This window comes from Micromonospora sp. NPDC048986, assembly GCF_040649335.1.
GTDB lineage: Bacteria > Actinomycetota > Actinomycetes > Mycobacteriales > Micromonosporaceae > Micromonospora > Micromonospora alfalfae.
The window spans coordinates 67,881-93,653 of the sequence record NZ_JBEZFJ010000010.1; the positions used below are offsets into that span (position 1 = coordinate 67,881).

Annotated in this window: 24 protein-coding genes and 1 pseudogene; 18 read left to right on the forward strand and 7 right to left on the reverse strand. The window is 69.6% G+C overall.

Features of this window, described 5'->3' with window-relative positions:
* Positions 1 to 19 precede the first annotated feature (19 nt).
* From AB0B94_RS20905 to AB0B94_RS20935, 7 genes are all read left to right on the forward strand, one after another.
* Positions 20 to 814, forward strand: coding sequence for a hypothetical protein (locus AB0B94_RS20905; RefSeq protein ID WP_357282406.1), 795 nt, complete (start codon positions 20 to 22; stop codon positions 812 to 814).
* A complete protein-coding gene (locus AB0B94_RS20910; protein ID WP_357282408.1) occupies positions 814 to 1,389 on the forward strand; it encodes a hypothetical protein in 576 nt (191 codons plus the stop codon). Before AB0B94_RS20905 ends, AB0B94_RS20910 begins: the two co-directional genes overlap by 1 nt.
* Positions 1,386 to 3,314: a hypothetical protein gene (locus tag AB0B94_RS20915; RefSeq protein ID WP_357282410.1), complete on the forward strand. Its 1,929-nt coding sequence runs from the start codon at positions 1,386 to 1,388 to the stop codon at positions 3,312 to 3,314. Before AB0B94_RS20910 ends, AB0B94_RS20915 begins: the two co-directional genes overlap by 4 nt.
* A gap of 228 nt (positions 3,315 to 3,542) precedes the next feature.
* The gene (locus AB0B94_RS20920) at positions 3,543 to 4,298 is read left to right on the forward strand and encodes a TnsA-like heteromeric transposase endonuclease subunit (RefSeq protein WP_357282412.1); all 756 of its coding nucleotides are present in this window, start codon (positions 3,543 to 3,545) and stop codon (positions 4,296 to 4,298) included.
* A gap of 80 nt (positions 4,299 to 4,378) precedes the next feature.
* Positions 4,379 to 6,391, forward strand: coding sequence for a Mu transposase C-terminal domain-containing protein (locus AB0B94_RS20925; protein WP_357282415.1), 2,013 nt, complete (start codon positions 4,379 to 4,381; stop codon positions 6,389 to 6,391).
* On the forward strand, positions 6,379 to 7,401 hold the full coding sequence (locus AB0B94_RS20930; RefSeq protein ID WP_099853615.1) for a TniB family NTP-binding protein: 1,023 nt from the start codon (positions 6,379 to 6,381) through the stop codon (positions 7,399 to 7,401). Before AB0B94_RS20925 ends, AB0B94_RS20930 begins: the two co-directional genes overlap by 13 nt.
* Positions 7,398 to 8,390: a TniQ family protein gene (locus AB0B94_RS20935; RefSeq protein WP_357282419.1), complete on the forward strand. Its 993-nt coding sequence runs from the start codon at positions 7,398 to 7,400 to the stop codon at positions 8,388 to 8,390. The genes AB0B94_RS20930 and AB0B94_RS20935 overlap by 4 nt, the downstream gene beginning before the upstream one ends.
* Positions 8,391 to 9,380: 990 nt before the next feature.
* Here the strand turns inward: AB0B94_RS20935 and AB0B94_RS20940 are convergent.
* Positions 9,381 to 10,163 (reverse strand): alpha/beta hydrolase, encoded by a 783-nt coding sequence (locus AB0B94_RS20940; protein ID WP_357282422.1) that lies wholly within the window; start codon positions 10,161 to 10,163, stop codon positions 9,381 to 9,383.
* Between the two features lie 180 nt (positions 10,164 to 10,343).
* Between AB0B94_RS20940 and AB0B94_RS20945 the strand changes: the two genes are divergently transcribed.
* On the forward strand, positions 10,344 to 10,808 hold the full coding sequence (locus AB0B94_RS20945; protein ID WP_357282425.1) for a hypothetical protein: 465 nt from the start codon (positions 10,344 to 10,346) through the stop codon (positions 10,806 to 10,808).
* Positions 10,809 to 10,869: 61 nt separating this feature from the next.
* Here AB0B94_RS20945 and AB0B94_RS20950 read toward each other — a convergent pair whose 3' ends face one another.
* Complete coding sequence (locus AB0B94_RS20950) at positions 10,870 to 12,465, reverse strand: beta-N-acetylhexosaminidase (RefSeq protein ID WP_357282427.1); 1,596 nt, start codon at positions 12,463 to 12,465, stop codon at positions 10,870 to 10,872.
* A 213-nt stretch (positions 12,466 to 12,678) separates the two neighbouring features.
* On the opposite strand from AB0B94_RS20950, the gene zwf reads away from it, so the two are divergent.
* The 3 genes from zwf (at position 12,679) to AB0B94_RS20965 (ending at position 15,854) form a co-directional block, all read left to right on the forward strand.
* Entirely contained in the window at positions 12,679 to 14,058 is a 1,380-nt protein-coding gene (gene zwf / locus AB0B94_RS20955; protein ID WP_357282430.1) for a glucose-6-phosphate dehydrogenase, read from the forward strand.
* A 237-nt stretch (positions 14,059 to 14,295) separates the two neighbouring features.
* Complete coding sequence (locus AB0B94_RS20960) at positions 14,296 to 15,732, forward strand: OFA family MFS transporter (protein ID WP_357282434.1); 1,437 nt, start codon at positions 14,296 to 14,298, stop codon at positions 15,730 to 15,732.
* Positions 15,729 to 15,854 (forward strand): hypothetical protein, encoded by a 126-nt coding sequence (locus AB0B94_RS20965; RefSeq protein ID WP_256442137.1) that lies wholly within the window; start codon positions 15,729 to 15,731, stop codon positions 15,852 to 15,854. Before AB0B94_RS20960 ends, AB0B94_RS20965 begins: the two co-directional genes overlap by 4 nt.
* A 37-nt stretch (positions 15,855 to 15,891) precedes the next feature.
* On the opposite strand, the gene AB0B94_RS20970 is transcribed toward AB0B94_RS20965, so the two are convergent.
* Positions 15,892 to 16,620, reverse strand: a complete 729-nt coding sequence (locus AB0B94_RS20970; protein WP_357282437.1) for an SDR family oxidoreductase — start codon at positions 16,618 to 16,620, stop codon at positions 15,892 to 15,894.
* 89 nt (positions 16,621 to 16,709) lie between these two features.
* Between AB0B94_RS20970 and AB0B94_RS20975 the strand changes: the two genes are divergently transcribed.
* The 3 genes from AB0B94_RS20975 (at position 16,710) to AB0B94_RS20985 (ending at position 18,808) form a co-directional block, all read left to right on the forward strand.
* The gene (locus AB0B94_RS20975) at positions 16,710 to 17,534 is read left to right on the forward strand and encodes a patatin-like phospholipase family protein (protein ID WP_357282439.1); all 825 of its coding nucleotides are present in this window, start codon (positions 16,710 to 16,712) and stop codon (positions 17,532 to 17,534) included.
* A gap of 45 nt (positions 17,535 to 17,579) precedes the next feature.
* Positions 17,580 to 18,041, forward strand: a complete 462-nt coding sequence (locus AB0B94_RS20980) for a peroxiredoxin (protein ID WP_357282442.1) — start codon at positions 17,580 to 17,582, stop codon at positions 18,039 to 18,041.
* Positions 18,042 to 18,124: 83 nt separating this feature from the next.
* Complete coding sequence (locus AB0B94_RS20985) at positions 18,125 to 18,808, forward strand: hypothetical protein (RefSeq protein WP_357282444.1); 684 nt, start codon at positions 18,125 to 18,127, stop codon at positions 18,806 to 18,808.
* Between the two features lie 6 nt (positions 18,809 to 18,814).
* Here the strand turns inward: AB0B94_RS20985 and AB0B94_RS20990 are convergent, their stop codons facing one another.
* Entirely contained in the window at positions 18,815 to 19,267 is a 453-nt protein-coding gene (locus AB0B94_RS20990) for a MarR family transcriptional regulator (protein ID WP_357282447.1), read from the reverse strand.
* Between the two features lie 97 nt (positions 19,268 to 19,364).
* On the opposite strand from AB0B94_RS20990, the gene AB0B94_RS20995 reads away from it, so the two are divergent.
* A complete protein-coding gene (locus AB0B94_RS20995) occupies positions 19,365 to 19,811 on the forward strand; it encodes a hypothetical protein (RefSeq protein ID WP_357282450.1) in 447 nt (148 codons plus the stop codon).
* Positions 19,812 to 19,929: 118 nt separating this feature from the next.
* Here the strand turns inward: AB0B94_RS20995 and AB0B94_RS21000 are convergent, their stop codons facing one another.
* The 3 genes from AB0B94_RS21000 to AB0B94_RS21010 all read right to left on the reverse strand — a co-directional run bounded on the left by AB0B94_RS21000 (position 19,930) and on the right by AB0B94_RS21010 (position 23,803).
* On the reverse strand, positions 19,930 to 21,123 hold the full coding sequence (locus AB0B94_RS21000; RefSeq protein ID WP_357282453.1) for a GNAT family N-acetyltransferase: 1,194 nt from the start codon (positions 21,121 to 21,123) through the stop codon (positions 19,930 to 19,932).
* A gap of 253 nt (positions 21,124 to 21,376) precedes the next feature.
* Complete coding sequence (gene cydB, locus AB0B94_RS21005) at positions 21,377 to 22,375, reverse strand: cytochrome d ubiquinol oxidase subunit II (protein ID WP_357282456.1); 999 nt, start codon at positions 22,373 to 22,375, stop codon at positions 21,377 to 21,379.
* Positions 22,376 to 22,390: 15 nt separating this feature from the next.
* Complete coding sequence (locus tag AB0B94_RS21010; protein WP_357282458.1) at positions 22,391 to 23,803, reverse strand: cytochrome ubiquinol oxidase subunit I; 1,413 nt, start codon at positions 23,801 to 23,803, stop codon at positions 22,391 to 22,393.
* 162 nt (positions 23,804 to 23,965) lie between these two features.
* On the opposite strand from AB0B94_RS21010, the gene AB0B94_RS21015 reads away from it, so the two are divergent.
* The 3 genes and pseudogenes from AB0B94_RS21015 to AB0B94_RS21025 all read left to right on the forward strand — a co-directional run bounded on the left by AB0B94_RS21015 (position 23,966) and on the right by AB0B94_RS21025 (position 25,671).
* The gene (locus tag AB0B94_RS21015) at positions 23,966 to 24,739 is read left to right on the forward strand and encodes a lysophospholipid acyltransferase family protein (RefSeq protein WP_357282460.1); all 774 of its coding nucleotides are present in this window, start codon (positions 23,966 to 23,968) and stop codon (positions 24,737 to 24,739) included.
* A 54-nt stretch (positions 24,740 to 24,793) separates the two neighbouring features.
* Positions 24,794 to 24,997: pseudogene (locus AB0B94_RS21020) on the forward strand (SDR family NAD(P)-dependent oxidoreductase); the annotation flags it as partial.
* Positions 24,998 to 25,095: 98 nt separating this feature from the next.
* Positions 25,096 to 25,671, forward strand: coding sequence for a hypothetical protein (locus AB0B94_RS21025; protein ID WP_357282462.1), 576 nt, complete (start codon positions 25,096 to 25,098; stop codon positions 25,669 to 25,671).
* Positions 25,672 to 25,773: the final 102 nt, after the last annotated feature.

Consider the following 25,773-nt stretch of genomic DNA (forward strand, 5'->3'; position numbering starts at 1 on the left):
CGACGGCGGTGAGCCGGAGGTGCTGCCCGAGCATCGGGAGCAGATCACCCGCTTCCTGTCGGTGTTCACGGTGCAGGACAGCGTGACCCGTAAGTACGCCCCGCACGCAGCGCCGTCGATGTACGCGCAGCCGGTGCTGGACAAACTCGGCAGCGCCGCTCCCGCCGGTGCGGTATGGGAGGCCGTTCTCGCCCTGTTCCGCGTCCGCATGCGCGCCGCGGGGCCCACGCCGAGCGGTGGCCTTCCGACGGTCCTGGCCTTCCCGATAGCCGGCGCGGCGCTCACGTCCGGTGACCGTGAGACCGAGTTGACCAGCCGCATCGTGACGCTAACGGACATCGATCTGGCCATCCAGACGGCGATAGCGCATCCAACGGGCTTTGCGCCGCTGCCGCGGTTGGTGCGCACCAGCCGGTTGGCCATCAAGATGGAGGTCGGGGGCTGCTCCGACAACACCGTGGAACGCGCGGAGCAGCTCCGGTCAGACTGGACCGAGCATTGGCGTGACTCACTGGCATTCGATCCAGAAGCGCGTGCCCGTCAACAGCGGCTGAACCGGGCGCTGCTGCGGATCAACGACGCGGCGGCCGAGCAGGTGAAACGGCCAGGCACCGCCTGGGGCCCGCACTTGTGGAGGGAACTTGAGGCCGCGCTGGACCGGCAGCAGCGCACCCTGCCGGACGACATGGACGTCGACCTGGCGCTCGGTGGGCTGTGTGAGCTGTCCAATCGGTGCCAGGTGTGGTTCAGCGAGGGCTTTGACGTCGCAAGCGAGCAGGCGCGCCGGCGTCCGGTGGGAGGAGGGGGCAGCTGATGAGCATGCACGCTGCGGATGCCGCCGACCTGGCATTGCTGCGCGAGGACCTCGCCTACCACCAGACCCGCGTGTTGCTGCTCGTGACCGCCGTCGCGGCCGAGACGGGCCACCAACGAAGGCTGGACGGCCTGACGAAGCTGGCCAAGCTCGACTTCCTGTTGCGGTACCCGGCCTTGGCCAGCACCGTGCTGGACTCCCTGGAGCCGGCAGATCCCCGGCTGCATCTGGCGAAGGAAGACAGGTATGACCCCACCGCCGTAGAAGCACCCATGACCCGGTACAAGTACGGTCCGTGGGACGACCGCTACTACATGATTATCGGCGCGCTCGTCGGTCGTGGGCTCGTGCGTTATGCCCCCGGCAGGAAAGGCAGCGTCGCGCTAGCGCCCACGCCCAAGGGCAAGAGGCACGCCGCCACGATCGCCGCCACCGCACCGTGGTCGGAGATCGCCGAACGCGGCCAGGTGATCGCGCAGGCGTCGACAGGACTGACAGGCAACGCGTTGAAGGACCTGATCTACCAGAGGCTGGCTGACCTGATGGACCGACCACACCGACAGGTGATCCGTTGACCACGACGTTCCGGCTCAACGCCGTCACCCTGGACACCATCGAGGGCCCCGTCAGGTATGCCTTCCCCGCAGACTTGACCATCCTCGCCGGGCCGACCGGCGTCGGGAAAACCACCCTGCTGGAGGCCGTGAAGTTCGGATTCGGGTGTGACGGGATGCTCGCGCCCGTGATCACCGACAACGTGCACGACATCAGCGTCGACGTGACCGTCGGCACCGAACGCTACCTGCTCGTGCGCAGCGTCGATGCGGTCAAACGCCGGGCCGTGCGGGTCACCGATGTCAAGACCCGCGCGCGGCTGCCCGATCACGGCGCAGACGCCCGTGAGTCGCCCAGCATCTCCGGTCTGTTGATGCGGGCAATGGGCTTCGCCGAGAACATGCGCGCGGCCGCCAGAACCGCCGGTAGCACCAACGCCGGCGCCCGCATCACCTTCGCCGACGTGTTCTCCTACCTGTATGTCCCCCAAGCCGACATGAACCGCGACATTGCCCGCAGCCAGGACCAGTACCTCGCCCCGAAACGCAAAGCCGTTTTCGAGCTGCTGTTCGGTCTCACCGACGAAGCCGTGCTGGCGCTGCGTTCCGACCTCACGACGCTCAACCGGCAGGTCGACGACGCGCGCCGCGAAACCGCGACGATCCGCGAGTTCCTGTCCACGACGAACACCACCAGCAAGCAGGAAGCGCTCAGCGCACAAGGCGACGCCCGCAACGCGCAAATCGCCGCCGAGGCGTCGCTGCGGGTGCTGCGCAACGAGATCAGCCCGGTCGCCGACCGCGAGACGCAAGTGATACGTGATCTGCTTTACGACGCAGAACGCCGGCTCGCCGAGGCCAAGTCGACCGTCCAGGCGTTGATCAGGCAGCGAGCCGACCTGTTCGCCGAACGGCGCCGCGTCGAAGGCGACCTCGCCCGGTTGCACCGCATGCGTGACGCCGGGGACCGCATCGCCGCCATCGAGTTCGTCACGTGCCCCCGGTGCCTGCAGTCGGTGACCGACAGAGCAGTCCCAGAGGGTGCCTGCCGGTTGTGCTTACAGCCCGATCCGGTCACGCCGGACTCCGACACCGACCAGTACGAGCAGCGCCAGCTCACCGGCCAACTGCACGAGATGAGCGACCAAGTGGCCCTGCTCGCCGAACAGCTCGCCGCCACCAGCGTCGCTGTCGCCGAGCGTGAGGGCTTGGTCAAAGATCTCACCGCCACGATCGAACAGCGCACGTCCACGCGCGTCAGTCCTCGCCTGCAGGCATTCACCGACGCCTCCACCAGCCTGGCCTACGCCCAGGCGCGCCAGCGGGAACTTGAGGGCGTGCTGCGGCAGTGGGACCGTGTCGATGACCTCACCACCGCCGAACGGCAGCGCACCGCCGAGCGGGACAGGGTCCACGCGGAGATCGCCCGTCGGGAAGCAGCCATCGATGAGCGGCGTCACGAAATCATCGACGCGCTCACTGCAGAATTCAACCGGGCGCTACGCAGCATCGGCGTGCCTAGCATCAAGACTGCGCACATCCACCCCACCAACTACCTGCCCATTCTCAACGGCCAGCCCTACACCAAGGTCAGCCGCGGCGGCGGCATCATCACCGCCGTCCAAATCGCCTACTGGACATCAATCCTGTACGTCGTGGTCAGCCGCGGCGACACCTACTACCCCTCCTTCCTGCTCGTCGACAGCCCTCGCATGGCGCTGAACTCCGCCACCGGCATCTCCGCCGCGCTCTACAGCCGGCTGCGGGACCTCGCCGCGGCCAGGCCCGGAAAGCTGCAGATGATCGTCGCGGACAACGAACTACCCGAGGCGGTAGAGCGCGACTTCGCCGAGCTGGATTTCGATTACCCGCATCCCACCGTCGCCACCATCGCCCACCCAGGACCCAACGCCGTGCAGACGCTCGGCGAACACTCGGATCAATAAGCCTGTTCGCCAGTACGGTGGCGCGCCGGTGATGACAGCAGGCCTGAGCAGCGGTTACGGTGGGCTCCTCGACGCTGGGAGGTGGGGCCGTGCACGTTCGACTGATCAACGACGATGACGTCGCCGGACCTCCAGTCGGCCCGGCCGCCGCGCTTCTCGCGGTCGTAGCAGCCTCGTCACGGACGCGCGCTGGGCGGTTTCAATGTCACGGGTCGCGGTAGGACCGGCATGTCACGCTCGCACGCTGCCGCCTTGGGGCAGGGGCGTGTGGCGGCGGGGCAGGTCGACGTCAGCTTTGTCGGCGATGACGGGCAGGACCGCAGGGAGCCGCTGGACCAGTGCTGGATGCGGCCGTTCGAGGCTGCTCGCCCGATAGACGCGACCCGGTCGAAGCGGGGCGCGAAGGGTTTCGCGGGTTTGTGGTGGTTCGCCACGACCGCGGATCACGTCGGCTATGAATCGTGGCTGCAGCGGGATCATGTCATGGCGTGGGACTTCGACCCGACGGTCATGGCGCTGGTGTCACGGCCGTTGCGCCTGACGTGGCAGCGCGACGACAAGACCGTCACCCACACACCGGACTTCTTCGCGCGGCTACGCGACGGTACGGCAGTGGTGATCGAGGTGCGGTCGCAGCGTCGCCGCGGACGCGGCGAGCAGCCGATGGTGGAACCGATCGTGTACGCGTGCCAGCAGGTCGGCTGGACGGTGTGGCGCGTCGACGTCATGGACCCGGTGCGGACAGCGAACCTGCGCTGGCTGTCGGGCTATCGGCATCCGCGCTGCCTCGACGCGCGGTGGACGGCCAGCCTGCTACGGGTGTTCGCCGAGGGTGCGGCGCTAATGGACGGCGCGCGTCAGGTCGGGGATCCCATCGCCGTGCTGCCCACGCTGTTTCATCTGCTCTGGCGACAGTTACTGCACACCGACCTGGACGCCGCACCCATCGGCGCGGAATCGCTGGTGCACGGCGGCGACATCTGATGGCAGGGGTGTCGCGACCGCGGATGCTGCGCGCTGGTGACGAGGTTCGGCTACGAGGGGCGCGGTACACGGTGGCGTCAGTGACGGGCAGCGGAGTGCGGCTAGAAGACGTCATCGGCGCGCAGACAACCCTGCCGCTGGGCGAGGTGCTCACCGGCCGCGATCTGGAATGGGTCTCCACGCCGCGCGGCGCCGCTCCCCTGCCCCCGGCTGGGATGCTCGAGGTCGTGCCCGAGCCAGTCATGGCGCGTGCGCGGTGGTGGGAGCGGCACCTGATCGAACTGCTGACCGGCGTGGCGCCGGATGCGGCACACGATTCGACGCCACAATCTGGCTACGATCCGCGCCGGCATACGCTGCGCCAGCGTGAGCTAGCCAAGCTGACCGAACTGCGGGCGGCGGGTCACTCGGTCAGCTTCACCACGATCAAACGGCTGCGGGCGGCGTACGAAAGGCAAGGCCTGTGGGGATTGGTCGACCAGCGCTATGCGCGGGTGTCTGGCCCCACCGGACGAGTTGACCAGCGGGTTGTCGACGCGACGGCGCAGGCGATCGACGAGGAGACCAACCGCTCTACGGGAACGGTGAAGAGGCTGGCGCGGCGGGTCACGCAGATCCTGGCCGCCGAGCACGGCAACACCGCTCCGGCGCTGCCGTCGACGGCGACGTTCTACCGCTTGGTAGGTCGACTGGCGCAGGGCAGACACACGTTCGGCTCGGCCAAGACCCGCCGGTCGCTGGCAAAGACCCCGAAGGGGCCGTTCGGGTCGGTGTCGGCGCTGCGCCCCGGCCAGTGGGTGCACATCGATTCCACACCGATTGATGTACGGGTGGTGTTGGACAACGGTGTGATCGACCGGGCGGAGCTGACGTGGCTGGTGGACTTGGCCACCCGCAGCATTCCGGCGGCGGTGTTGCGGCCCACAACCAAAGCCGCCGATGCGGCGGTGTTGCTGGCGCGGGCGCTGACACCGGAGCCGATGCGCCCGGGCTGGGTCGACGCGGTACGCATGTCACGGTCGGTGTTGCCGCACCGTCGCCTCACCGCTTTGGACGACCAGCTGACGCACGCCGCCGCCCGGCCGGTGATCGTTCCGGAAACCATCGTCTGCGACAACGGTAAGGCGTACGTGTCGCAGACGTTCCGCACCGCCTGTCGGGCGATGGGCATCAACCTCCAGCCCACCCACCTGGGCTCGCCGTGGGAGAACAGTGCCGTCGAGCGCAGCTTCAACTCCGTGGGCACCCTGTTTGCCCAGTACGTCGCCGGCTACGTCGGGCGAAGCGTCGAACACCGAGGCAAGAGCGCCGAGAAGAACGCGGTGTGGTCCATCGTTGAGCTGCAGGCACTGCTGGACGAATGGATCGTCACGGTCTGGCAAAACCGGCCGCATGACGGGCTGCGTAACCCGCTGGCCCCGGACACAGCCCTGACGCCCAACGAGCAGTATGCCGCTCTGGTCGAGGTCGCCGGTTACGTGCCGGTCGCATTGAACGCTGACGACTACGTTGAACTCTTGCCAGTTTCCTGGAACAGGATCGGTCGCGCCGGGATCAAGCTCAACCGACGCACCTACGACGACAACGCGCTCGACGAGTACAGCCTGCGCGGCGAAGACTCAGGGGTCATCGCGAGGGACGGGCGGTGGGAGGTCCACTTCGACCCGTACGACGTCACCCGCATTTGGGTGCGCAACCACCGAGACGGCGGCTGGATCACCGTCGGCTGGAAGCACCTGCGCACTGCCCCGATGCCGTTCGGCGACGTGGCCTGGCAGCACGCCCGCAACATCCTGCGGCGCCGCGGCGAAGACACCGCCACCGAGGCGCAGATCGCCGCGGCCGCCGCGCAACTGCTCGACCGGGCCGAACAAGGCCCCGAGCCAAAGGCCACCACGCCACGGGATCGACGCGTCGCCGGACGCACTCGCTCCACGAACACACCCTCAGGCCCGCGCCCGAACCCGCCCGAGCAACAGGACGCGGCGCACGCCGTTCCCGCCGCTCGTGAAGACGACCCTGAACCGCTGGCGGAGGTGATCCCCCTGCCGCTGTTCGACGCCCGCGAGGAGGCCCGCAGGTGGAGTTTCTGAACGACGTCAGCCAACTGGAAGACCGACCGCAACCCACCACCACCGTGGAAGGCTGGCAGCGGTTCGTCGAAGCCGATCCCGCCGACGTTGCCCTGCTACCCAAGGGCGACTGGTCGGCGCTGACTGCGCAGCAACGTCTGATCTATGACGAGGCGCGGATCGCGTATCACGCCGAACTGGTGGTGGTCACCACGTCCGCGATTCGCGAGATCACCAACCAGGGCCGGCTGCTGGCGCTGCTCAACCAACGGGAGAACGGCGCCCGCCGCGGGCTGATCGTCTCCGGTGCGGCGGCGACCGGCAAGAGCACGGCCATCAAACAGCTCGGCCGGCTCCACGAACTGCGCACTCGAGCCCGGCATCCCGACACCGAACGCATCCCCGTGGTGTACGTGACAGCACCTCCGAAAGGCTCGCCGCGGAAGCTGGCAATGGAGTTCGCGCGGTTCCTCGGCCTGCCCAGAGTCACGTCTCGTGCCAACGCCACCGACATCGCCGACGCCGTCTGTCGGATCCTGATCGACGTTCGATGCGAAATCGTCATCGTCGATGAGCTTCATAACATCAACATGGCGACCACCGCGGGCGAGGACCACTCCGACCACATGAAGTACCTCACCGAGCACCTGCCCGCGACCTTCATCTACGCCGGCATGGACATCGAACGGTCCGGGATGTTCACCGGCGTACGTGGCCGGCAACTCGCAGGACGCTGCGTCCTGGTCAACACTGGCCCGTTTCCCCACCACAACGAGTGGAAACAGCTCGTCGCTAGCATGGAAAGTGCGCTGCGACTGCACCACCACAAGCCCGGCACGCTGACCGCGTCGGCGAAGTACCTGCACCAGCGCACCAGGGGCATGATCGGCAGCTTGTCGCACCTCATCCGCGCCGCGGCGATACGTGCGATCCTCGACGGAACCGAGACCATCTCGCGGGACGCGATGGACGCGGTGCGCATCGACCACGCCGCCGAATCCTCCGCCCGCCGCGCGGGTTCGCGACAATGATCCCGGCGACCGCCGGCTGGGGGCAGCCGCAGCTGCGGCGGCTGCCCCGACGCATCCCCCCGGTACACGACGAGACGCTCGAGTCATACATCGGCCGACTCGCGGCGAGAAACTATCTGTCCCGCGCTGACCTCGCGACCCACCTCACGTCGCGGCGCCAGGGCAGCCGCCGCGGCGTCATCGCGTCGGAGTCCCTCGCGGCGGTCACCGGATTCGCCGAGCCGCGGCTGGCCTACGCCTTGCCGGAGATCCGCCAACGCGTCCCGTACCGCTACGCGCCGCCGATGATTGGACAGGTCGTCGGCAGCTACCCCAACCGGCGGCATCCGTTATGCCGACGGTGCGCGGGCACCACCGGCCCCGTGACGATCTGGGCACGATGCGACTACAACGTCTGCGTCCGTCACCAGCTATGGGTCGGCAACGGTGTCTCACAATCAGCCGACCAGGTCGACGTGGCCGACATGCCCGAGATTGTCCAGGCGCAGGTGCGGCTGCAGCGGCTCAACCGCCGCCGCGGTTACCCCCGCGTGCGCTACTACTTCTCCGACGCCTGCGCGATCGAACACTGGGGCTCGCGCAACCCGTTTGCCTTGACCCCACGCAACGAGCGCATGCGGCGCCTGCACGCCCGCGAGCACGCGGAATTCCTACCCTTGTCCTACGGCTACGCGGCACAGTACCCCGAGGTCGTCCCGATCTTGTCCGTGATCTCCTCACCGTATTGGCGTCGCATGGCCACGTCGATCGAGATCGCGGACCGCTTCCGCTTCTACGACGAAATCCTCAGGGAACGTCCAGCGCACCCCTCCAGCTACAGCCACGGTGGACTCGCCTCATGGATCAACCACGAGCGAAACCCAACCGGGCCCGCTGACCCCGACGGCGAGCGAACTCTGCGCCGGCTGTATCTGGGCACCGCCGGAGTGCTGCAATTGTATGACCCCGCAGCCGATGCACCTCACCATCCCCTGGGAGCGCAAGCATAATTATCAGAACCAGCATCGCTCCCGCACCCGGACCGAACCCTGGACTCTAGAGCTAAGACCAAACTGACCTCTCCCTACGAGCGGCTCCCTTCGTCATCGAGTGGCTGCTGCTGGTGACGACTTCGCGCGTGAGGTAAAGCCCACTGATAAAGTGGTCTCGCAGGACGCCTACGGGCTCCCGCGCCCGCCGAGAGACCCGCTCCCGCGGGTCTCTCGTGCTCTGACGCAATCTTGCGCGGACGGGCGTGGACGTCGTCGCGTAGTCGTCAGCACCGAAGGCGGTAGGCCTCGTAGCCGGCGAGGGTGACGTTGCGGCTGCCGGCCGCCGTGCGGGCGTAGGCGGGTGGAGGCAGCCGAACCCCCGGTGGCGTAGTGCGTGATGCGATCGACCGCCACTGCGAAGCGACTCTCACCGACCTTTCAAACTCATCCCGTCAGAAGCCACAACCATTGCAATTCACCACCTTGCTCCGGCCGCACAGGCAGCCCTGCTCCCCAGAGCCCGAACCTGTTCGATCCGAAGCCCTGGGACTCGAAGTCCGCGCTTGGCCCGATATAACGAGAAAGCTTGCACCTGGCCCGAGATAATGAGAGCCATAACTCTTCAGGGATTCTCACTAACTTGGGCCACTGCAGATCAAGGGCCGCCCGCGTGGCCTAGGTCAACTGAGAAGTGACAGGCGGTATCGGGCCCACCTGGCCCAGGCGTCACGCCAGCGCCGGTCGACAGCCTCGCGCTCGCTGACGGGCGCGCCCTGCCCAGGGCATCAGGTGTTGCCGTTCGCGTCAGGCGCGTTGAGCCGGATGGCTGGACACACCTTCACCCAGCCCGGTGCCGTACAGCAGGATCTCGTTGCTGACGCGCTCACGCAGCGTCAGGTGCCTGGCGGTGGCGAGGTCGACCCAGGAGGTGCCGTCTTGATCGGCGCCGCACCGGACATTGACCAGTGTCAGTTCGTGCGGACAAGGTCCGCTCCCCCAGCTCGGTTGTCAGATGCGTGTGCGGCGCAGCCAGTCCTGGGTGAGTGATCGCAGCAGGGCGGGTTGTTCGTACGGCAGGTAGTGTCCGGCCGCGTCGATCACGGTGTAGGTGCCGCGCGGGTAGTGGCGCATGGCGCGGAACTGGTCGGCGTACCCGACGATTCGGTCCTGCCGGCCGGTGATCACGCTGACCGGGCCGTCGAAAACGACCTTGGCGGTCTCGTCGGGTAGCGCGTAGTTGGAGGCGCTCTGCAACTCCTGTTGGAATGTCGGGTCACCGGGGCCGCCGGAGTTCAGTGCGGCGAGCACCGTCGCGACGACGGCTGGGGTGCGGTGGCCCAGGGCGGCGTCGAGGTGGGCGTGCAGGGCGGCGGGAGCGGCGTCGAGCCAGCCGGTGGGTGCTTCGAGTGGTGGTTCGGCGGGCAGGTCCCGGCTGTCGCGGGCGATGGTGACGCCGGGGCAGACGAGGAGCAGGCCGCGGACGAGGTCGGGTCGTTGACGGGCGATGCCGGCGGCAAGGTACGCGCCGTAGGAGCCGCCGGCGAGCAGGACCGGCGCGTCGACGTGGTGGTCAAGCCAGGCGCAGACGGTTTCCAGCACTGCCTGGGAGGTGGGTGGGCAGTTCGCGGGGGTGTCTCCGTGCCCGGGCAGGTCCAGGTAGATCTCTCGCAGGCCGGTGCCCGCGAGGGCGGGGCTGAGGGCGGCGGCTGTGGCGGCGCGGCTCATGCGGAACATGGGTAGGCACACCACTGCTGCTCCGGTGTCCGCTGACTGGTCGTATGCCAGGTGCATGGAGGAGTCCTCGCTGGAGATTGCTGGGTGCTCCAACGTCTCATGCCCGGCGAGGTCGGGCTGGGACACCGGAGGTGAAAGCGGTGTGCGGTGTCGGCGGGTGATGTCTACAGTGGTGCGTTCTGGCCGCCGCTCGTTCACCGCGAACGGTGGGGCCGCACATCACCACGGGGGAACACTTTGACGAGTAAGTCTGTCCGTATTGTCGTTGGCCTGGTCGCGACCGTCGGTCTCGTTGTGGGCTGCCAGCCTGCGGAGAAGGAGAGCGCCGGGAGCGCCGCGCCGACGCCGACCGTGGTGCCCAGCCCGACCGTCGACGTGGCGGCGAACAGCAAGCAGGTCTGCGACGCCAGTCTCGTTTTTGTCAAGAAGCACTACGTCGCGATGGCCGACGATGCGATCGCCGCCATCGACAAGCCGGTCAGCGCCAAGGAGGCGGGCACGAAGGTTCGTGGTCACTACACCGCGCTGTTGCAGGACCTCCGGACGGCGGCGCCGACCGCTGCCGATCCGCAGGTGCGTACGGCGTTGGAGACCCTGGCTTTGGGCGTCGAGAAGCACCTGGCCGGTCCGAAGGCCACCGAGGTGGAGGCGCCGGATCTCGACCCGCCGCTGAAGGCGTTGGACACCGTCTGCGGTCGCTGATCGTCGTGGGCACCGGCCGGGTCGGCCGGTGCCCACGAACAGCGTGCGCCGGGGGTGCGGGTCAGAGCCAGGGCACCTGTGGGGACGGGTAGAAGTTGACCTGTTGCAGTCGCCAGCGGGGTGCCTGCTCCCCCAGCCGGGTCCGGAACGATTCCCAGTCGTGGCTGGCGGGGGTGGACCAGCCGAGTTCGGCGATCGCGGGTAGGCGGGGGAAGGCCATGTATTCGATGTCGTCGAGGGTGCGTAGCGTTTCGGACCAGAGTGGGGCCTCGACGCCGAGGATGGCGTTCTCGCCGACGCCGGTGACCCGGGTGACCGGGTCCCAGCCGTAGGCGTCGGACACCTCGATCAGGCCGGCCCAGCGCAGGCCGAGGCGGGTGTTGGCGTCGTACTTCATGTCCAGGTAGGCCTTGTTCGCCGGCGACATGATGATCTTGTTTCCGCGTGCGGCGGCTGCGGCGAGGCTGGCGTTTGTGGTGCCGGTGCCCCAGAACTGGGCGACGGCGTCGGTGGGCAGGTCGGCCTGGGTGATCTCGTTCCATCCGGAGGCGCGCTTGCCGTACTTCGCGACCAGGGGCAGGACCCGGTTCATGAAGGTGCGGTAGTCCTCGTCGGTGGTGGCGTGGGCTTCGTCGCCGCCGATGTGCAGGAATGGTCCGGGGGTGATGGCGGCGAGTTCGCGGATGACGTCCTCGACGAAGCGGTAGGTGAGTTCGTCGTTGATGCAGAGGGAGCTGTAGCCGACCGCGATGTCGGTGCGCGGGGGCGGTGCGACGCCGTCGCAGTTGAGTTCGGGGTATGTCGACTGGGCGGCGTTGGTGTGCCCGGGCATGTCGATCTCGGGGATGATCGTGATGTGTCGTGCGGCGGCGTAGGCGACGACGGCCTTGTAGTCGGCCTTGGTGAGGTATCCGGGGCCGACGCCGTCGACTCCGGTGCCGGGTCCGCCGCCGACGGTGGTGAGGCGGGGCCAGGAGTCGATCTGGATGCGCCAGCCCTGGTCGTCGGTCAGGTGCAGGTGCAGGTAGTTGATTTTGTACTGGCTGAGCAGGTCCACGTACGCGGTGATGTCGTCGACGGTGTGGAAGTGGCGTGCGAGGTCGAGCATCGCGCCCCGGTAGGCGAAGCGTGGGTAGTCGATGATTCGTCCGCCGGGGACTGTCCAGGTGGTTCGCTGCCGGTTGGGTGCCTCGATCTCGGCGGGGAGCAGTTGGCGCAGGGTCTGGGTGCCGGCGAACAGTCCGGCGGGGGTGTTGGCGCGGATCGTGATGCTGCGGCGGGTGACGTCGAGTTGGTAGCCCTGTTGGCCGATGCGGGTGTCGGCGCCGCCGATGAGCAGGGCGATCTCGGGTAGCGGGGTGGAGCGTACGGGCAGGACGGGCAGGGCGTGGCCGGTGGCGGGGCGCAGTGTGGTGGCGAGTTGGTGCCCGACGCGCCAGGCGGCGGCTGAGCCGGGGCTGGTGCGGATGACGGTCAGGGGGGTGATCCGGAACGTGTCGTGCGCGTCGGGGTGGGTTTCGACCGGTGCGGGGATGACGTCGCTGAGGTGTCGGGATGGTGCGGTGGGTGCTGCGGCGGCGGGCGTGGCGGGCAGGATCACTGGTAGCGCGAGTGCGGCTATGGCCAGCAGCCGTGTGGTGGTGTGTCGGCGACGCACGGTACCTCCAGGCCTCGTCATGATCGACCTTCGTCGATTAGAGTCGCAGGCTACCGGCGTTTCGCCTGTACTGTAAACCTTCCTTAACATAAGGGCTCGTCGAGACAGTGTTGTCGCCGACCTCACGTACGCCGCACGCTGGGGAATTCCCGGAGTGGGTCGTGCCGTTGTCCGTTCGGAAGATCAGGTTCGGATGATCGAATGGGAAGTGCCATGCACATGCGCTCAGACGCGGTAGTGCTGTTCGGCGTCACGGGTGACCTCGTCTCGAAGAAGCTGTTTCCGGCGCTGTACGAGTTGACCCGGCGCGACCGCCTCGACGTTCCGGTGATCGGCGTGGCCCGCTCCGCCTGGGACGATCAGCAGTTGGTCACCATGGCACGCAAGTCGGTCACCGAGGCCAATGACGAGATCGACGACGAGACCTTCGATCGGCTGGCTGACAACCTCTCGATGATCTCCGGCAACTACGCGGACCCGACGACGTACCAGCGGCTGGCTGAGCGGCTGCGCGACGCCGAGCAGCCGGTCTTCTACCTGGCGATCCCTCCGGCGGTGTTCGGCTCCGTCGTCGAGGGCCTGGCGTCAGTGGGTCTGGCCGACCGGGGTCGGGTGATCGTGGAGAAGCCGTTCGGGCGTGACCTGGAGTCCTCCCGCGAACTGGATCGCACCCTGCGCGCGGCGTTCGCGCCGGAGCGGGTGTTCCGCATCGACCACTACCTGGGCAAGGAAGCCGTCGAGGGTCTCTACGCCTTCCGGTTCGCCAACCGGCTGTTCGAGCCGCTGTGGAACAACGAGCACATCGACAACATCCAGGTGACCCTCGCCGAGGGGTTCGGCACCCAGGGTCGGGCCGGCTTCTACGACACCGTGGGCGCGACCCGGGACGTGCTGCAGAACCACATCCTGCAGGTCGTGGCGCTCGTCGCGATGGAGGCGCCGGCCAGCGAGGACACCGAGGCGTTCCGGGAGGCGGAGGCCAGGGTGCTGCGGCAGATCGCGCCGCTGTCGCCGCAGTCCACCGTCCGGGGGCAGTACGCCGGCTACCGCGACGAGCCGGGCGTGGCGGCGGACTCGAACACGGAGACGTTCGTGGCGACCCGGCTGACTGTCGACTCACCCCGCTGGGCGGGCGTGCCCTTCTACCTGCGCACCGGTAAGTCCCTGCCGGGGACGGCGACGGAGGTCGTGGTCGAGTTCAAGCAGCCGCAGCGTTCGCTGATCCCCGCCGAGCGGGGCACGGCGAGGGCCGCGAACCTGCTGCGTTTCCGCCTCGGGCGTGGTGACGGCATCACGATGTCGATCCAGGCGAAGAGCCCGGGTGCCGAGGTGGCGAGCCGTCCGGTGGATCTGTCGGTCGACTTCGGTTCGGCTTTCGGTCGTCGGCAGGAGGCGTACGAGCGGTTGCTCGACGACGCGATGGACGGGCAGCACCTGCGCTTCGCGCGGGCCGAGACGATCGAGCAGGAGTGGCGCATCGTCGAGCCGATCCTCGATCTGCCGACGGCGGTGCAGTCGTACGACAAGGGCAGTTGGGGTCCGGCGGACGCCGACGCGCTGGCCGGCGGCTGGCACCTGCCGGCCCTGCGGTAGTCGCGGCCCGAGCCGACGGCGGAGTGACCGACTCGGTCTCCCGGCATGTCGCGGTGTCGGGGTCGCCGCGATGCCCCGACTGTCGGAAGCCGAGTCGATCACAGGGCCGCCGTGGGCGCTGAGTGACCGCTCAGCTCAGCGGAACGACCGTCCGGCGACGGCGAGGTTTGCCGCTGACGAGTGGTGCGGGCACGTTGGGGGCGACGTTTCTCGTCCTCATCGGAGAGGAAGCAACGCATGCTTTCCGCACTCGATCGTCGGCACACCGTGGCGCCGCCCGGCTACAGCCGGTGGCTCATCCCCCCGGCCGCGTTGGCCATCCACCTCTGCATCGGTCAGGTCTACGCCACAAGCGTCTACAAGAACTCCCTGATCGCCCACTTCGACACCAGCCAGACGGCGATCGGGGTGATCTTCAGCATCGCGATCGTGATGCTCGGGTTGTCCGCCGCTGTCGCCGGAACCTGGGTGGAGGCGAACGGACCGCGTAAGGCGATGTTCGTCTCGGCCTGCTTCTGGGCGGCGGGTTTCCTGGTGGGCTCACTGGGCATCGCCACGAAGCAGCTGTGGCTGCTGTACCTGGGCTACGGGCTGCTCGGCGGCATCGGGCTGGGAATCGGCTACATCTCCCCCGTCTCCACCCTGATCAAGTGGTTCCCGGACCGGCCGGGGCTGGCCACCGGGTTGGCGATCATGGGGTTCGGTGGTGGGGCGATGGTCGCCTCTCCCCTGTCGCGGCAACTGTTGTCGTTCTACGACGCCGGCTACGACCCGGCCAACGCGGGGTCGACGGCGTCGGGCAGCGCCCTGGTGTGGCTGTTCGTGACGCTCGGCCTGGGCTACTTCGTGATCATGATGTTCGGGGTGGCGAACGTGCGGGTGCCGGCGCAGGACTGGCGGCCGGCCGGCTTCGACCCGGCGAGCGTGGCGGCGAAGCCGCTGGTCACCACGGCGAACGTGTCGGCGGCGAACGCGGTGAAGACCCGCTCGTTCTGGCTGCTGTGGGTGGTGCTGTTCTGCAACGTGACCGCCGGCATCGGCATCCTGGAGCAGGCCAGCCCGATGATCCAGGACTTCTTCCGCGACAACGGCACCTCGGCGGTGACCGTCGCCGCGGCCGGCGGGTTCGTGGGTCTGCTGTCGCTGTTCAACATGGCCGGGCGGTTCGTGTGGTCGTCCACCTCGGACCTCATCGGCCGCAAACCGATCTACCTGGTGTACCTGGGTGTCGGCATGGTGCTCTACGCGCTGCTGGCCCTCGTCGGGCAGACCTCCACGGCCCTGTTCGTGCTGTTGGCCTGCGTGATCCTGTCGTTCTACGGCGGTGGCTTCGCGACAGTGCCGGCGTACCTGCGGGACCTGTTCGGCACCTTTCAGGTCGGTGCGATCCACGGTCGGCTGCTGACCGCGTGGTCGGCGGCGGGGATCGCGGGTCCGCTGATCGTCAACGGGTTCCTCGACGCGCAGGGCGAGCCGGGTTCGCTGACCGCCGCGGCCTACCGTCCGGCGCTGTTCACGATGGTGGCTGTGCTGGCCGTGGGCTTCGTGGCGAACCTGCTGGTGCGGCCGGTCCCGCAGCGCTACCACGAACCGTCGACGCAGCGGAGCACGGATGAGAACACGGATCGGGACCTGGACGAGGACACGACGGCGCAGAGGAGTGGTACGCGATGAGTGAGGACAGCCGACCCGGGCAGCAGGCCCGGTTGTGGATCTCCTGGTTGGTGGTGGCGGCGCTGCTCGGCTACGGGGTCGCCCAGACCGTCGTCACCGCGGCGAAGCTGTTCACCCACTGAGCCGGATCCGGCGGTCTCCGACCGTGTGAAGGCGTGGTCAGAGACCGCCGGAGACGCGCAGCACGGTCCCGGTGGCGTACGAGGCGTCCGGGCCGAGCAGCCAGGCGATGGCGGCGGCGATCTCGTCGGGTTCGCCGGCGCGGCCCAGCGGGATGCGACCGACGGCGGACTCGGCGCGGTCGGGCACCCCGGAGTCGGCGTGGATGTCGGTACGCACGATGCCGGGGGCGACCGCGTTGACCCGGATGCCCTTCGGGGCGAGTTCCTTGGCCAGGCCGACGGTGAGGGTGTCGGTGGCGGCCTTCACGGCGGCGTAGTGCACGTACTCCCCCGGGCTGCCGAGGGTCGCGGCCGCCGACGAGACGTTGACGATCGCCCCGCCGTCGGTGAGCCGGCGGGCGGCCTGCTGGGCGCAGAGGACGTAGCCGACGAGGTTGACGTCGACGACCCGGCGCAGGTCCTCGACGCGCAGCTCGGTGAACGGCCCGATGAGGCTGGTGACGCCGGCGTTGTTGACCAGGCCGGTGAGCGGGCCGAGTTCGGCGGCCGCGTCGAACAGGGCGTGCACCTGCTCGGGGTCGGTGGTGTCGGCGCGTACCGCGACGGCCTGTGCGCCGGCGGCCCGCAGGTCGGCCAGGACGGCGGTGGCGGCGGCCTCGTCGCGGCGGTAGCACAGGGCGACGTGGTGACCGGCGGCGGCGAGCCGGCGGGCGGTGGCCGCGCCGATGCCCCGGCCGCCGCCGGTGATGACGGTAACGGGTGCCACGGTGCCTCCCCGGGGAGTCTGACGCCTGCGCGATGGTCGTGCCGACGCTACCGTGACCGGCGCGGGTCGGTCGTCGAGAGGAGAGTCACATGCAGCGGGCGTTGGTGCTCGGCGGTGGCGGGGTGACCGGGGTGGCCTGGGAGTTGGGGCTGCTGGCCGGGTTGGTCGAACGGGGCGTGCCGGTCACCGGGGCGGATCTGGTGGTTGGCACGTCGGCGGGCTCGGTGGTCGGCGCGCAGGTGTGCTCCGGGTTGCCCGTCGAGCGTTTCTACAGCGAGCAGTTGGCGCCGCCGTCGAGTGCGCTGGCGGCACGGTTGGGTTTCGCGACGCTGGCGCGGTTGATCTGGGCCGGTGGGCGGACCCGCGACGCGGTGCGCGCGCGAGCCCGGATCGGAGCGATGGCGGTGGCGGCGCGTACCGAGTCTGAGGCGACGCGACGGCCGGTGATCGAGGCCCTTCTGCCGGTCCGGGAGTGGCCGCGGCAGCGTCTGCTGATCACGGCGGTGGACGCGTCGTCCGGTGAGTTCGTGGTGTTCGACAGCGACAGCGGGGTGTCCCTGGTGGACGCGGTGGGCGCGAGTTGCGCGGTGTGGCCGCCGGTGACGATCGGCGCGCGCCGCTTCGTTGACGGTGGGATGCGCTCGACGGTGAACGCGGACCTGGCGGCGGACGCGCGCAGGGTGCTGGTGCTCGCGCCGACGTCATCGGCGTTCGGGCCGATGCCACGGCTGTCGGCGCAGGTGGACGCGCTGCGGGCGGCCGGGTCGCGGGTGGTGGTGCTGACGCCGGACGCGGCGGCGCGCACGGCGATCGGCCGCAACGTGCTGGACCCGGCCCGGCGTGCGGGCGCGGCGCGGGCCGGACGGGCCCAGGCCGACGTGGTGGCCGATGAGGTGGCGGCGCTCTGGGCGTGATCGCTTACGCTCACCGCGCGGTCGATCAGACGACGGAGGTGCGCGGTGGCGGGTGTGGGTGTCGGCGACGAGGTGCGGGATTTCGAGCTGCCGGATGAGACGGGCACGCCGCGGCGGCTGTCGGAGTTTCTGGCGGCCGGGCCGGTGGTGCTGTTCTTCTACCCGGCGGCGATGACCCGGGGGTGCACGGCGGAGAGCTGCCACTTCCGCGACCTCGCGGCGGAGTTCACCGCGCTGGGCGCGACGCGGGTGGGCATCAGCCGCGACCCGGTGGCGAAGCAGGCCGAGTTCTCGAAGCTGCACGGCTTCGACTATCCGCTGCTGTCGGACGTCGACGGCGCGGTGGCGCAGCAGTTCGGGGTCAAGCGGCGGGTGCCGTTGGGGCCGTTGAGCATGAAGCGCATGACGTTCGTCATCGGCACCGACCAGCGGATCATCGAGGTGATCCACAGCGAGGTCAGCATGAACGAGCACGCGGACCGGGCGCTGCGGGCGCTGGGCGGCTGAGTGGGCGCGAGCCCCGTGCGGCGGGTGTCGCAGCCGGCTGGTATCAAGACAGCAATCAAACAGGTGTACGGAAGAGGGTTGTGATGGATGCCGGCCAGGGTTTGTCCACTAGCGAGGTGCAGAGCATCCGGGAGTCGTTGGCGGCCGGGCGTAAACCGCGGGTGGTGTTCACCGCTGCGGCGGGGCAGATCGCCGGTCAGGTCGGTCAGGTGATCGAGTTGACCGACCCGGAGGTGTCCGACGAGTTCGTGGTGGTGCGCTTCGGCCGCGACGAGTTGCCGTTCTCCCCCGCCGACCTGGCCGTGGCGCCCAAGGGCGTCACTCGTCGGGTGGTGGAGCCGAAGCCGGAGCCCGAGCCCGAGCCGCCAGCGGTGGCCGCGCCGGAGTTCGTGTTGGACACGCCGCGGGTGCCCGCGCAGCGACAGGAGGAGCCGAAGGTGGAGCAGACGGAGAAGCCGCCGGCGCGGCGGGCGGTCAAGGCCGTCAAGCCGAAGGGCCCCGCGGGCCTCACCGTGACCTTGGCGTACGGCGACGGGGAGTGGACCGTCGCCGCGCAGCAGGGCAGCAAGGCGCTGGCGAAGCCGTACGTGGTGAAGCCGGCGGAGGCGTTGAAGATGGTGGCTCTCGTCGACGTGCCGGGGGTGCAGGAGGCGGTGGAGCAGATCCTCGGCACCGAGCGGGCCGAGGCGGAGCAGCAGGCCGAGAAGCTGCGCGCGGAGCTGGCCGAGATCGAGGCCCGGCTGGCGGAGCTGCGCGAGGCCCGCTGAGCCGGGTCAGTGTCGGCTGTGGTGGTGCAGCAGTCGGGTGAGCAGTCGCGTCAGCTGTTTGCGCTCGGTGGCGGACAGCGGGGCGAGCAGGTCGGCTTGGACGCGCTCGAGGGTCGCGCCCATCCGGCGGGCCGCCTCGGCGCCGGCGTCGGTGGCGCTGATGACGTTGCGGCGGCGATCGGCCGGGTCGGGGGCCCGCACCACGAGCCCTCGGCCGGCCAGGTCGTTGATGGTGGCCACCACGTCGCTGCGGTCGATGCCGCAGCGCCGGCCGAGGTCGGCCTGGCTTGCGGGCCCGCCCTCGGTCAGGGTGGCGAGCAGCCGGTAGTGGTAGCCGCGCAGGTCGTGCGCGGCGAACCCCTCGCTGAGTAGGCGGGTGGCGTGACCGGCGGTCTGGTTGAGCAGCCAGCTCGGGGTGGTGCTGAGCCCGGCGGGTGACTGCGGGGCCGTGTTGTCCATGCGGCGCAGCCTATCAAGAATCGTTGGCGTGACCCACGATCGGATGTTACGTTGGCAGCACCAACGTTGGTTCAACCAACGTGTTGAAGGAGGCGTCATGTCCACCGTCCCCACCCTCAACGGCCAGGTCATCGGCCAGGCCCACTACGCCACCCGGGCCCTGCTCGAACGGGCCACCGCTCCCCTCGGCGTCGAGTTCAACCAGTTGCTCGCCCTCAACGTCCTCGCCAACGGCCCGGCCGAACGCGCCCACCTCACGCACCGGATCACCAGCACCCTCAAGGTCGACGAGCAGGAGGTGCAACGGGTGCTCACCACTCTCGTCGACGCGAACCTCGCCCAGGCAGACCACGATGCCGACACACCACGGCTGCGGCTCACCGACGCAGGTCATGCCGTGCAGGCCCACATCGCCGACGCCGTCGCGAACATCAGCGCGCGCCTCTACGCGGACATCCCCGCCGACGAGGCGAGCGCCGCCGCCCGGGCGCTCGCCCTGGTCACTCAGCGCGCCAACGCCGAACTGGCCGCGACCCCGACCTGAGCGGCAAGAACCCGACGGCGCGGGCCCGGCTGGATCCGGCCAACCTGTCAACGGCCCACGCGCCGGGCCGGTCGGTCAGCACCAACCTGTCAGCGGCCCAAGCGCTGGACCTGGTCGGTCAGAAGTAGTCGAGCAACTGCGCCGGGCCTCCAACGCCCAGCAGGTCCAGGGCGGCCGGGTCGACACCCGGGCTGTGGTGCAGCAGCCCGGCCTGCGCGACCGAGCGGGCCTGCGCCGCCCCGGCGTACAGCAGCGCGAAACCGCGCACGTCCAACCGCAGGTCGGCCTCGCCGCCGACCGGGGTCAGCTCGGCGGCGCCGTCGGCGACAGCCAACCGCCAGGTGCCGCAGTTCCAGTCGGCGAGCGTGTCGCTGAGATGGAAGTCGACGGCGCCCCGGGCGTGGGCGGGCCACCCCCGTGCGCTCACCGCCCGCGCCACGTCGACCGGTCGGTGCATCCACAGGTCCCGCTCGTGCTCGCGGGCCGACTCCAACGGCAGGTGGCGACTGACCGCGTCCCCGTCGAGCGGGCACAGCCGCAGGGTCGGCGCGACGCTGGCCCAACTGCCCAGCACCCCGACGAGTTCCCGAGCCGCGTCGGCGGTGACGGCCAGCGCCTCGTCGACGGTGAGCACCGAGTCGGCCCCGTAGCCGCGGCCCCGCTGCCAGGTGGCGTAACCGACCAGCTCGCCGTCGGCCTCGACGAGGGTGAGGCCGTCACCGGGCAGGCCCCCGTCGGCGGCGAAGAAGTCGAACAACTCACCCCGGCGGGTCAGCATGCCGTTGCGGTGGCGGGTGACCCGCTCGTACAGGTCGGCGACGGCGGGCAGGTCGGCAGGCGTACCGGCCCGCACCGCCAGGTCCGGGGAGGGCCGGTGCCGAGGCAGCGCGGCGGTGGCCACATTCACGGTACGCAGCACACCGGCGGCCTCCCACCCGCAGGCCCGGTACGGGGCGGCGACGGTCGGGTAGAGGGCGCTGACCGCCGCCCCGCGCTCACGTGCGCCGCACAGCAGGGCGGTGAGCATGGCACGGGCCACGCCCCGGCCGCGGGCCTCGGGAGCGACCGCCACCCCGGCCACGTCGGCGGCCGACACCACCCGGCCCGACCACCACTGGTCGTGGCACAGGTCGACGGCCTTCCCGACGAGCCGACCGCTGTCGTCGAACGCGCCGTAACGGGTCAGGCCGGGCACTGTGGCGCTGTGGTGCGCGGGCCGCTGCGGGTCGGAGCCGAACGCGAACCGGCCCAGCTCCCAGGCGGCGTCGAGGTCGTCGGCGGTGAGTTCGCGTACGTGCACAGTGGCGGGCATCGGCACACCGTAGCGGGGCGGCTGCGCGCCGACCGCCGATTTTCGCCCAGCATGCCGCCGCCCCCCGGCTCCCGCCGATCATGGAGTTCTGGTGGACACCACAGCACCCGTGATCACGCCAAACCAGGCACCACAACTCCATGATCGACCGCGCCGTACCCGCGATCTTGCAGTTGCTGTTACGGCATAAGGGGCATTGCTCGTATTTCAGCAACCGAAACCGCAAGATCGGCGGGGTGGGGGCCACGCACGGTCAGTGCTGCGGAATGTTGGCCACGCCGATGCGCTTGCGGAACACCCAGTACGTCCAGCCCTGGTAGGCCAGCACGATCGGGGTGAAGATCACCGCCACCCAGGTCATGATCTTCAGGGTGTACGGGGTGGACGCGGCGTTGGTGGCCGTGAGCGTGCCGGCAGCGTCCAGGGTGGAGGGCAGCACGTTCGGGAACAGCGCCGCGAACAGGGTCGCCACGGCCAGCCCGATCGCCACGGCGGTGCCGGTGAAGGCCCAGCCCTCTCGGCGTACCCGGGCGGCGGCCAGAGCACCGAGCAGGGCGAGGGCCGCGCCGACGGCGAGCACGACGGCGGCCGCGCTGGAGCGGATGCTCAACGTCCAGGTCAGGAACCCGACCGCGAGCACTGCGGCGCCCACACCCAGGCGCACGGCGAGCGCGCCCGCACGCTCCCGGATGTCGCCGGTGGTCTTGAGGGCGAGGAAAACCGCGCCGTGGGTGAGGAACAGCGCGAGGGTGGTCGCGCCACCCAGCAGGGCGTACGGGTTGAGCAGGTCCAGCAGGCCGCCGACGTACTCGTGGTCGGCGTCCAGTGGCACGCCGCGCAGGATGTTGGCGAAGGCGACGCCCCACAGGATCGCCGGCAGCAGCGACCCGACCACGATCGCCGCGTCCCACCGGCGCTTCCAGGACGCCTCGGGGCGCTTGTGCCGGTACTCGAAGGCGACCCCCCGGGCGATCAGGGCCAGCAGGATCAGCAGCAGCGGCAGGTAGAAGCCGGAGAAGAGGGTGGCGTACCACTCGGGGAACGCGGCGAACATGGCGCCACCGGCGGTGATCAGCCACACCTCGTTGCCATCCCAGACGGGGCCGATGGTGTTGATCAGGACGCGGCGTTCCCGGTCGTCGCGGCCGAGCACGGGCAGCAGCATGCCGACGCCGAAGTCGAAGCCCTCCAGGATGAAGTACCCGGTGAAGAGCACGGCGATGAGGAGAAACCAGATGGTGGTGAGGTCCACGGCAGGCTCCGGTGATCAGTAGGCGAAGGCGAGCGGGCGCTCGGCGTCGTCGGTGTCGTCGGTGGGGGGTTGCTCGTTGACGTCCGGCACGCCGGCCTTGGCGTAGCGCAGCAGCAGCTTGACCTCGATCACGGCGAGGGTGGCGTAGATCAGCGTGAAGGCGGTGAACGAGGTGAGCACCTCGGCCAGCGAGACGCTGCGGGACACTCCGTTGCGGGTGAGCATCTCGCCGAAGACGATCCACGGCTGGCGGCCCATCTCGGTGAAGATCCAGCCGAAGGAGTTGGCCAGCAACGGCAGCACCGGCATGGCCAGCCCGGCGCGCAGCAGCCACTTGCTGCTCGGGGTGCGGCCCTTGCGCTGGCTCCAGAGCACCAGCAGGGCGATCGCGCCGGCCGCCATCCCGAAGGCGATCATGAAGCGGAAACTCCAGTAGGTGACCGGGATGATCGGGGTGTAGCTGCCCGCGCCGTACTGGGTGGCGTACTGGGCCTGGAGGTCGTTGATGCCGTGCACCGTGCCGTTCGGGTCGCCGGTGCCCAGGTACGACAGCAGGTACGGGATCTTGAGGGCGAACACCTCGCGGCTGCCGTCCAGGCTGCCGATGGTGAGCACGGAGAAGGAGGCGGGGCTCTCGGTGGTGTAGAGGCCCTCGGCGGCGGCCATCTTCATCGGCTGCACGTCCGTCATGATCTTGCCTTGGATGTCGCCGGTGAACAGCACGGCCGCGGAGGCGACCAGGACCACCCAGGAGCCGAATTTGGTGGCGAAGCGGTATGCGCCGGTGTCGGCGGAGTCGCGGTTGCGGATGACGTGCCAGAGGCCGACCGCGACGATGAGCGACCCGGCGACCAGGAACGAGCCGGCCAGTGTGTGCGGGAAGGTGATCAGGGCGACCTTGTTGGTCAGCACGGCCGGGAAGTCGGTCAGCTCGGCGCGCCCGCTGTCGGGGTTGATCCGGTAGCCGACCGGGTTCTGCATGAACGAGTTCGCGGCGAGGATGAAGTACGCGCTGAGGTTGGTGCCGATCGCGGCGGCCCAGATGCTGGCCAGGTGCACCCGCTTGGGCAGCCGGTCCCAGCCGAAGATCCACAGGCCGATGAAGGTGGATTCGAGGAAGAACGCGACGAGCGCCTCGATGGCCAGGGGCGCGCCGAAGATGTCGCCGACGAAGCGGGAGTAGTCGCTCCAGTTCATGCCGAACTGGAACTCCTGCACGATGCCGGTGACCACGCCCATGGCAAAGTTGATCAGGAACAGCTTGCCGTAGAACTTGGTGAGCTTGAGATAGCGCTCGTTGCCGGTGCGGTGCCACATCGTCTGCAGGATGGCTACCAGCACGGAGAGGCCGATGGTCAGCGGCACGAAAAGGAAGTGGTAGACGGTGGTGACACCGAACTGCCAGCGGGCAACGTCCAACGCGTCCACCTGAAATCCCCCAACCATCCGTACTACGAGACGTAGTAAATACTACTGCTCGTCGTAGACGATTGGGCAGGGCCGGGCGGCCCGAACACACCCGGGACCAATGACCCTGATCACCCGACCCGCCCTCGCGGCCCCGCCGACGCGTGCGACGATGGCGCGCTGATGAACACCGCACACACCACCTGGCAGCCGCCACTGATCTGGCGCATGGCAATGCTGCTGACCCGGGGCCTGGTAGGCCTGCTCGCCCGCCTCGAGGTCACCGGCGACGTACCGGCGCACCTGCGTCGCGGCCCGCTGGTGCTGACCGCCAACCACATCAGCCCGTTCGACCCGGTGGTCATGGCCGCCGCCTGCCAGACCCGCGGCATCGCCCCGCGGATCATGGCGACCGCCGGCCTGTTCCGCGTCCCGGTGTTCGGGGCCGCCATGCGCCACGCCGGGCACATCCGGGTCGACCGGGGCACCAGCGCCGTACACCGAGCCCTCGACGACGCCGCCACGGCCGTGGCGCGCGGCTCGGTGATCCTCATCTACCCCGAGGGGCGCATCGGCCTGGACCCCGGCCTGTGGCCCGAACGCGGCAAGACCGGTGCCGCCCGCCTCGCCCTGGCCTGCGGCGCTCCGGTCGTCCCGGTCGCCCAGTGGGGCGCGCACGAGGTGCTGCCCTACCGGGCGCCCCGTGGAATGCTGCGCGGCATCGCCCGCTCGCTGTGGCGCCGTCCGGTGATCCGGGTGCACTTCGGCACCCCCGTCGACCTGGGCGAGACGGGGGCCGCCAACCCCGGTGCGGCCCGCCGCGCCACCGACCGGATCATCGACGCCCTCACCGACACCCTCGCGCCGCTGCGCCCCGACGAGCCGGACCTGCCCCGCCACGTCGACCCCGGCCGCCCGAGCGACCTCACCCGGGCGCACCGCCGCCGCTCGACCTGACCACTCCCGATGGACGCGTTAGACGCCCTGATGGGCTCGTACGTCGACACCCAGATGGCCCGCGACCTCAACGACCTGCTGGAGGCCCAGTCGACAGCTGCTGAGGTGCTCGACGGCGTCGACCTCACCGGCCGGCGGGCCGTCGTCACCGGCGGCGCGTCCGGGATCGGCCTTGAGACCGCCCGGGCGCTGGCCGACGCCGGCGCCGAGGTGACGTTGGCCGTCCGCGACACCGCCGCCGGTGACAACAACGCCGACCGTCTCTGGGACGAGACGCTCCGGCTCCTGGAGCGCTGACCGGTACGGCTCAGGTGCCCGCGCACCTGGGCCGCACCGGCGACGGGGACAATGATCACGTGTCGCGCCGCTCTCTCGTTCTCATCGCAGTGGTACTCCTCGCCGTCGGTGGCATCGGCTACGCCGGGCTGCGCCCGGCGTACCACCAGGCCAAGGACCGGCGGGACCTCGCCGACCTGACCCGATCCGCACCGTGGCCCCGCGACCAACTGCTGCTCCCCGACGGCGCGACGGGGCCCGGCGTCGTCGGCTGGCTGGAGCGTGGCGGCCTCGACGTCGCCTACCCGCTGCGTACCGCCGACGGTCGGGCCGTGCCGGTGCTCTGGCGCCTCCGCGTGCCGCAACCCACGAGCGGGCTGCCCGACGGCGTCGACTGCGGTTCGCCGCGGCTGCGCACCTGCACCGATCTGGGCGGCGGGAGCACGCTGATCGTGACCCACGAGACCGACAACAGCGATGCGTCCGTCGCGCTCTATCGCGCCGATGGGGCCAGGGTGCGGGCGATCGAGGTGCAGGGGCCGGACCCGGTCGGGGTCGACGAGCTGACCGCCGCTCTCACCCACGTCCACCGGCCCGGCGACGCCGAACTGCTGGACCTGTTGCGCCACGACGGCTACCACACCGACTGGAGCTGAGACAGGCAGGAAGATCGACTTGGTTTCCTGAGAACTGGGGCAGGCCCGCGCCGCGGACACCGCGACTTTCAGGAATCCGAGTCGATCACCAGGCGGGGCGGC